General features: G+C 72.0%; 4 protein-coding genes and 1 pseudogene. 1 reads left to right on the top strand and 4 read right to left on the bottom strand.

The window, feature by feature from the left end; all coding sequences use genetic code 11:
• Positions 1 to 51 precede the first annotated feature (51 nt).
• The 3 genes from L0P92_RS45350 to L0P92_RS41360 form a co-directional block, all read right to left on the bottom strand.
• The gene (locus L0P92_RS45350; protein ID WP_273634153.1) at positions 52 to 2415 is read right to left on the bottom strand and encodes a protein kinase domain-containing protein; all 2364 of its coding nucleotides are present in this window, start codon (positions 2413 to 2415) and stop codon (positions 52 to 54) included.
• A 112-nt stretch (positions 2416 to 2527) separates the two neighbouring features.
• Positions 2528 to 4243, bottom strand: coding sequence for a serine/threonine-protein kinase (locus L0P92_RS41365; RefSeq protein ID WP_234768290.1), 1716 nt, complete (start codon positions 4241 to 4243; stop codon positions 2528 to 2530).
• Between the two features lie 45 nt (positions 4244 to 4288).
• A complete protein-coding gene (locus L0P92_RS41360) occupies positions 4289 to 5137 on the bottom strand; it encodes a menaquinone biosynthetic enzyme MqnA/MqnD family protein (protein WP_234768289.1) in 849 nt (282 codons plus the stop codon).
• A gap of 347 nt (positions 5138 to 5484) precedes the next feature.
• Between L0P92_RS41360 and L0P92_RS41355 the strand changes: the two genes are divergently transcribed.
• A complete protein-coding gene (locus tag L0P92_RS41355; protein ID WP_003992177.1) occupies positions 5485 to 5688 on the top strand; it encodes a cold-shock protein in 204 nt (67 codons plus the stop codon).
• Positions 5689 to 5781: 93 nt separating this feature from the next.
• Here L0P92_RS41355 and L0P92_RS41350 read toward each other — a convergent pair.
• Positions 5782 to 5889, bottom strand: a pseudogene (locus L0P92_RS41350) (DNA-binding protein); the annotation flags it as partial.

Raw genomic sequence — 5889 nt, 5'->3', positions numbered from 1 at the left:
GGGGCGGCGACGGTGGAGGCGGTGGCGGGGGCGGCGACTGAGGGCGGGGTCTCAGACGGCGGGCATGGCGTAGATCTCCGCGCCGTTCGCCACCATCAGCCGGTTCCCGGCGAGGGCGATCTGCCATTCGTCGTAGTCGCTGTCGTCGGTGAAGGTCCAGCGGACCTTGCCGGTCCTGGCGTCGATGGCGGCGACGCCGCCGCCCAGCGAGGAACCCGCCCCGTACAGCGTCGTCCCGGCCTTGCGGAACGTCTGCGCTCCCCTGTTGTTCTCGTCGCAGAGCCAGATCCGCTTGCCGGTCCGGACGTTGACGGCCCATACGCCGCGGTCGTAGTCCTTGACGTAGAGCACACCGTCGATGACCGTCGGGTCGTTGAAGCCGCGCCGGCCGTTCGGGGACAGGGCCCAGCGCGTCTTCCCCGTCTCCGCGTCGACCGCCGTCAGCTTCTCGCCCGGCAGGAAGACCAGCCCGTTCGCGACCGTGGGGCGCCAGCTCCAGTCGTCGCCGATCTTCTTGGACCACAGCTGGGTGCCGGTGGCGGTGTCGCGGACGGTGACGTTGAACTTGGAGTCGGTGTAGACCAGGTACCGGCCGGAGACCGTGCCCTCGACGTCGTAGTCGTCGGTGCCCCAGTCGCGCTTCTGCAGCCACACCCTCTTGCCGGTGGTGTGGCTGATGGCGGCGACCGCGGTGCGGTAGTCGGTGGCGGACTTGGCGTCGCTGAAGTCGGTCACCGTGACGTAGACGTTCTTGTCGTCGATCGCGATCGTGTCCTGGACGTCCAGCGACTTGCCGAGCCGACTGCGCCACGCCTCCTCACCGGTGGCGGCGTCGTAGGCGACGAGGATGCCGTCGACGCCGCCGTCGGACAGGAACACCTTGCCGCCGTGGAAGAGGAGTTGGGCACCCGCGGGACAGATGTCCGGCTTGGACCAGCGGACCTTGCCGGTCTTCACGTCGTACGCCACCAGCGGGTCGCCGCTGACCAGGAGCAAGCCCTTGTGGACGAGCAGCGGTACCGACGTGCTGGTGCTGTCGTCGGCGACCGTCTTGCGCCACAACGGCTGCGGCGCCACCCCGGCCGGCGGGGCGGTGAACGTCTCGTCGGCGGGTTCGGCCGAGGCACCCTGGCCGCCCTGACCACCGCCGCCCTTGCCCGTCGCCGCGCCCGAGGTGTCGTCCTCCTTGCCGAACCACCACGCCGTGCCGCCGCCGACCGCGGCGACGGCGGCCGCACCGCCCAGGGCGAGGGAGAGGGCGCGGCGCCGGGAGGGAGCGGGCGCGGGGGACGAGCCGAGCCGGACGGTGCCGGGCTGCGGGGTGTCGTATCCGGGGGCGGGCGTCTGCGGATGGCCGTGTCCCGGCGCCGGGGTGCCCGGCGCGGGGGTGCCGCCCGGTGGTGTGCCGTAGCCGGGCACGGGGGCCGTACCGGCGGACGGCGGTCCGTATCCGGCCGCCCGCGGGTCCCCGTACCCCGGCGCGGGCCCGAACTGTGCCGCCGCCTGCGCCTGTTGCTCCGGCGCCTCCAGGTCCAGGATGCCCGCCGCGTGCGTGGCGATCGTCGACGCCACCGCCGACGGCAGCCAGTCGTGCAGGACGTCCCCGACACCCCGGGGTGCCAGCGCCGCCACGACCTCGGCGGGAGCCGGCCGCCGCGCCGGGTCCTTGAGCAGACAGGCCCGGACCAGCCCGAGGAGCGACGGCGGTACGTCCGCCAGGTCCGGCTCCCCGTGCACGACCTGGTAGAGCAGCGCCGCGTGCGAGGCGGCACCGTCCCCGAAGGCACTGCGGCCGGTCGCGGCGAAGGCCAGCACCGCGCCCAGCGAGAACACGTCACCGGCCGGCCCGACGTCCTGCCCGAGGGCCTGCTCCGGCGGCATGTAACCGGGCGAACCGACCACGACCCCCGTCTGGGTCATACGACTTCCGTCCACCGCACGCGCGATGCCGAAGTCGATGACCCGAGGGCCGTCGGCGGCCAGCAGCACGTTCGAGGGCTTGAGGTCGCGGTGGATCAGGCCCGCCCCGTGGACCTCCTGGAGCGCGGCCGCGAGCCCCGCGCCCAGCGCGCGGACCGTGCGCTCCGGCAGCGCGCCGTGCGCGGCGACCACGTCGGTGAGGTCGGGGCCGAGCACGTACGACGTCGCCAGCCACGGCAGCGCGGCGTCCGGGTCGGCGTCCACGACAGGCGCCGTGTGGCGGCCGGAGACCGCCCTGGCTATGTCGACCTCGTGCCGGAAGCGTTCCCGGAAGTCGGCGTCGGCCGCCAGATCGGGCCGGACCACCTTCACGGCGACGGTACGGCCGCCGGGCGAACGGGCCAGATAGACGCGCCCCATGCCCCCCGCACCTAGCCTGCGCAGCAGTCGGTACCGGCCCAACTCCCGTGGATCGTCCGGCTGCAGTGTCTCCATGGTGGATCTCCCCCGTCGGCGTGCGCGCGTGCGAAGACACAGTAGTAAGCGCGGTTTCGGGAGTTGCCACCGCTCCTCGACCGAGCCGGCCGCTACTCGACCGGGCGGGCCGCTACTCGCCGACCTTCGACAACCGCGCCTCGGGGTTCCCCTCCGCGTCGCTCTCCGAGCGGTACAGCAGGTCGTCGCCGGTCGGCGTGATCCGTACGGTGTGCGGTTTCGGGTTGCAGCCGCCGTGGTTGGTCTTCCTGCCCACGGACGTCACGACGAGTTCCTTCGCCGTGGCCTTCTTCAGGGTCAGTACGTCGTTGCAGGCGAGGCCGAGCAGGTCCGTCGCCCGGAGCGTGCCCACCTCCTCGCCGAGGGCGGCCTTGTGCACGGTGAGCCGGAAGGTACCGGCCGGCAGGGCACCGTTCAGGGCGTTGGCCTTGCCCTCCCAGGTTCCGACATAGCGATCGGGTACGTCGCTTCCGATCGGCGCGCCGGACACGCCGCCGTCACCCGGCGCCGCGGGCGAGGGGACCTCGGATCCGGCGTTGGTGTCCTTGCCCTCGCCCGGCAGCAGTTCGAACACGAACACCGACCCCAAGGTCACCGCGGCCAGCGCCCCCGCCACCGCGAGCGCCACGGTGCAGCTCAGCCGCCGGCCCCGGCCGCCCTCCCCGGGCGTCGAGGCCGCCGCGACCGAGAGGGACAGCTTGCCGGGCCGATCGCCCGGGGCCGTGTCCTGCGGCACGGCATCGTGCGGTGCGGACACGGCGTCGCGCGGCTCGGGCACGACAGCGGGCGGCCTGGTCTCGGGCGCCGAGACATCGCTCGCCCGCACCGCACTCCCAGGCACCCCGGGCATCACCGGCGGCGGCCCGAACTCCCCGACCGTCGCGGCCCGGCTGAACGCCACCGGCCCCGAGGCGGCCTCCGCCCCGGTGTCGCCCGCATCCAGGTTCAGCAGTTGCACCGCGCTGCGGCTGACCTGCTCGACCAGCCCGCCCGGCAGCCACCCGCCCGTCACCAGCCGGGCCGCACCGTCCGGAGCCAGCCGGCGCGCCAGCTCGGCCGGAGCGGGCCGCGCGCCCGGCTCCTTGGCCAGACAGGCCGCCACCAGCTCGCGCACCTCGCCGTCCAGCGGCCCGAGTTCGGGCTCCTCGTGCACGACCTTGTACAGCAGCGCCGCCGACGAGTCCCCGGGGAACGGCGGCTGCCCGGTCGCCGCGTACGCCAGCACCGCGCCCAGCGAGAAGACGTCCGCCGCTCCCGTGACGCCCTTGCCGAGGATCTGCTCGGGCGACATGTAGCCCGGGGAGCCGATGGAGACGCCGGTCGACGTCAGGGACGCGGTGCCGTCCGTGGCCCGGGCGATGCCGAAGTCGATCAGCAGCGGGCCGTCCAGGGTCAGCAGGACGTTCGACGGCTTCACGTCCCGGTGCACCAGGCCCAGTTCGTGCACGGCCGCCAGCGCCTCGGCCAGCCCGGCGCCCAGCGCCCGTACGGAATGGGCGGGCAGCGCGCCCGAGTCCGTGACCGCGGCGGCCAGTGAGGGACCCGCCGCGTACCCGGTGGCCACCCACGGCACCGCCGCCTCCGGGTCCGCGTCCAGCACGGGTGCCGTCCAGGCGCCGCCCACCCGCCGCGCGGCCTCCACCTCCCGGCGGAAGCGGGCGCGGAACTCCTCGTCCAGCGCGAAGTGCGGATGCACGATCTTGACGGCGACCGTACGACCGCCCACGCTGCGGCCCAGGTACACCCGGCCCATGCCGCCGGAGCCGAGCCGGCCGAGCAGCCGGTACGGTCCGACGGCGGTGGGCTCGTCAACTCCGAGCGGCTGCATCGGCGTCCACCCTTCCCCCGTACGGCTCAATCCGCCGGTGAAACTCTACGGCTGGAGCAGATCCACCTTCACGTCCGCCGGGAATCCCGTGGTCGGACCCACCCGGCGGGCGAACTCCGCGACCGCCTCCAGCTGCGGGCCGCCGAAGCGGAAGTCGAGGGTCGTGAAGTACCGCTCCAGGATCGCCTCGTCGAAGGCCTCCCAGCGGGCCGCCTGTTCGGCGACCTTGCCGACCTCCTCCAGGGAGAGGTTGCGGGAGTCGAGGAAGGCCTCGTGGACCTTGCGGGTGATGACCGGCTCGCGCTCCAGGTAGTCCCGGCGCGCCGCCCAGACCGCGAAGACGAACGGCAGACCGGTCCACTCCTTCCAGAGCGAGCCGAGGTCGTGCACTTCGAGGCCGTAGCGCGGCCCGTCGAGGAGGTTGGCCCGCAGCGCGGCGTCCCCGATGAGGACGGCCGCCTCCGCCTCCTGCATCATCAGGCTGAGGTCGGGCGGGCAGGTGTAGTAGTCGGGCCGTACGCCGTAACGCTCGGCGAAGAGGAGCTGGGCGAGGCGGACGGAGGTGCGCGAGGTCGAGCCGAGGGCGACCCGGCGGCCGTCCAGCTGGTCCAGCGGGACCTGCGAGACGATCACGCAGGACATCACGGGGCCGTCGCAGCCGACCGCGATGTCGGGGAAGGCGACCAGGTCGTCGGCGTTGCGCAGGAACTCGACGAGGGTGATCGGCGCGATGTCGAGATCGCCGCGCACGAGCTGCTCGCTGAGCTTCTCCGGGGTGTCCTTGGTCAGCTCGAAGTCGAGGAGCGTGCCCGTTCTCGCGAGCCCCCAGTACAGGGGCAGGCAGTTCAGGAACTGGATGTGGCCTACGCGCGGCCGGGTGCGAGAATTGTCCACATCGCGACAGTAGACCCCATGGGGTAGCGTGCAGTCCTCAGGGTCGTGACACCTCCGTCACAGCCGCCCTTCACCCCCGCTTCGTCAAGCCGACACGGGATCCTTCCGTCAAGCCGACACTCGATCTTCAAACATCCGAGTGACGTGATCTTGACCTCTATTGCTTTCGGCTGCCCGCGTGCTAGGCTCGCCGCAAGTTGCAGTTTGGTTTCCCTTGCAGTACAGAGCCTGCGGAGCATGTGACCGCGGGCTCTCGTCGTTTTCAGACGTATGCAGTTGTGCGGCATCTTGTTTTCACACTTGCAGGGTTCTGGAGCAGGGCAACCCTTTGGGCCCAAGGAGGGCTTATGGCTACCGGAACCGTGAAGTGGTTCAACGCCGAAAAGGGCTTTGGCTTCATCGCCCAGGAAGGCGGCGGCCCCGACGTCTTCGTTCACTACTCCGCGATCAACGCGAGCGGTTTCCGTTCGCTGGAGGAGAACCAGCAGGTCTCCTTCGACGTGACGCAGGGCCCGAAGGGTCCGCAGGCGGAGAACGTCACCCCGGTCTGAGTCTTCGGTCTCGGAGCCTGGTGCTTTGATCCGGAACAGATAGCAGTACCCAAGGAGCCCCGTGCCGCAAGGCAACGGGGCTCCTGCCTTTCCTCACACGTGCTGCATGATCAGCACGAACGTCGTCCCGGGCGCCAGCGCCTCGTACGCGTGCGGCACATCCCCGCGATACGTCATGTAGTCCCCGGGCCCCAGCTCCAC

The organism is Streptomyces muensis, assembly GCF_021474425.1.
GTDB classification, from domain to species: Bacteria; Actinomycetota; Actinomycetes; order Streptomycetales; family Streptomycetaceae; genus Streptomyces; species Streptomyces muensis.
Note: the sequence above shows the minus strand (reverse complement) of the source record. Positions and strands in the feature narration are given on the sequence as shown.

Coding starts and splice junctions, on each gene's coding strand:
- L0P92_RS45350 (WP_273634153.1), bottom strand. CDS start 2,415: ATGGAGACACTGCAGCCGGACGATCCACGGGAGTTGGGCCGGTACCGA.
- L0P92_RS41365 (WP_234768290.1), bottom strand. CDS start 4,243: ATGCAGCCGCTCGGAGTTGACGAGCCCACCGCCGTCGGACCGTACCGG.
- L0P92_RS41355 (WP_003992177.1), top strand. CDS start 5,485: ATGGCTACCGGAACCGTGAAGTGGTTCAACGCCGAAAAGGGCTTTGGC.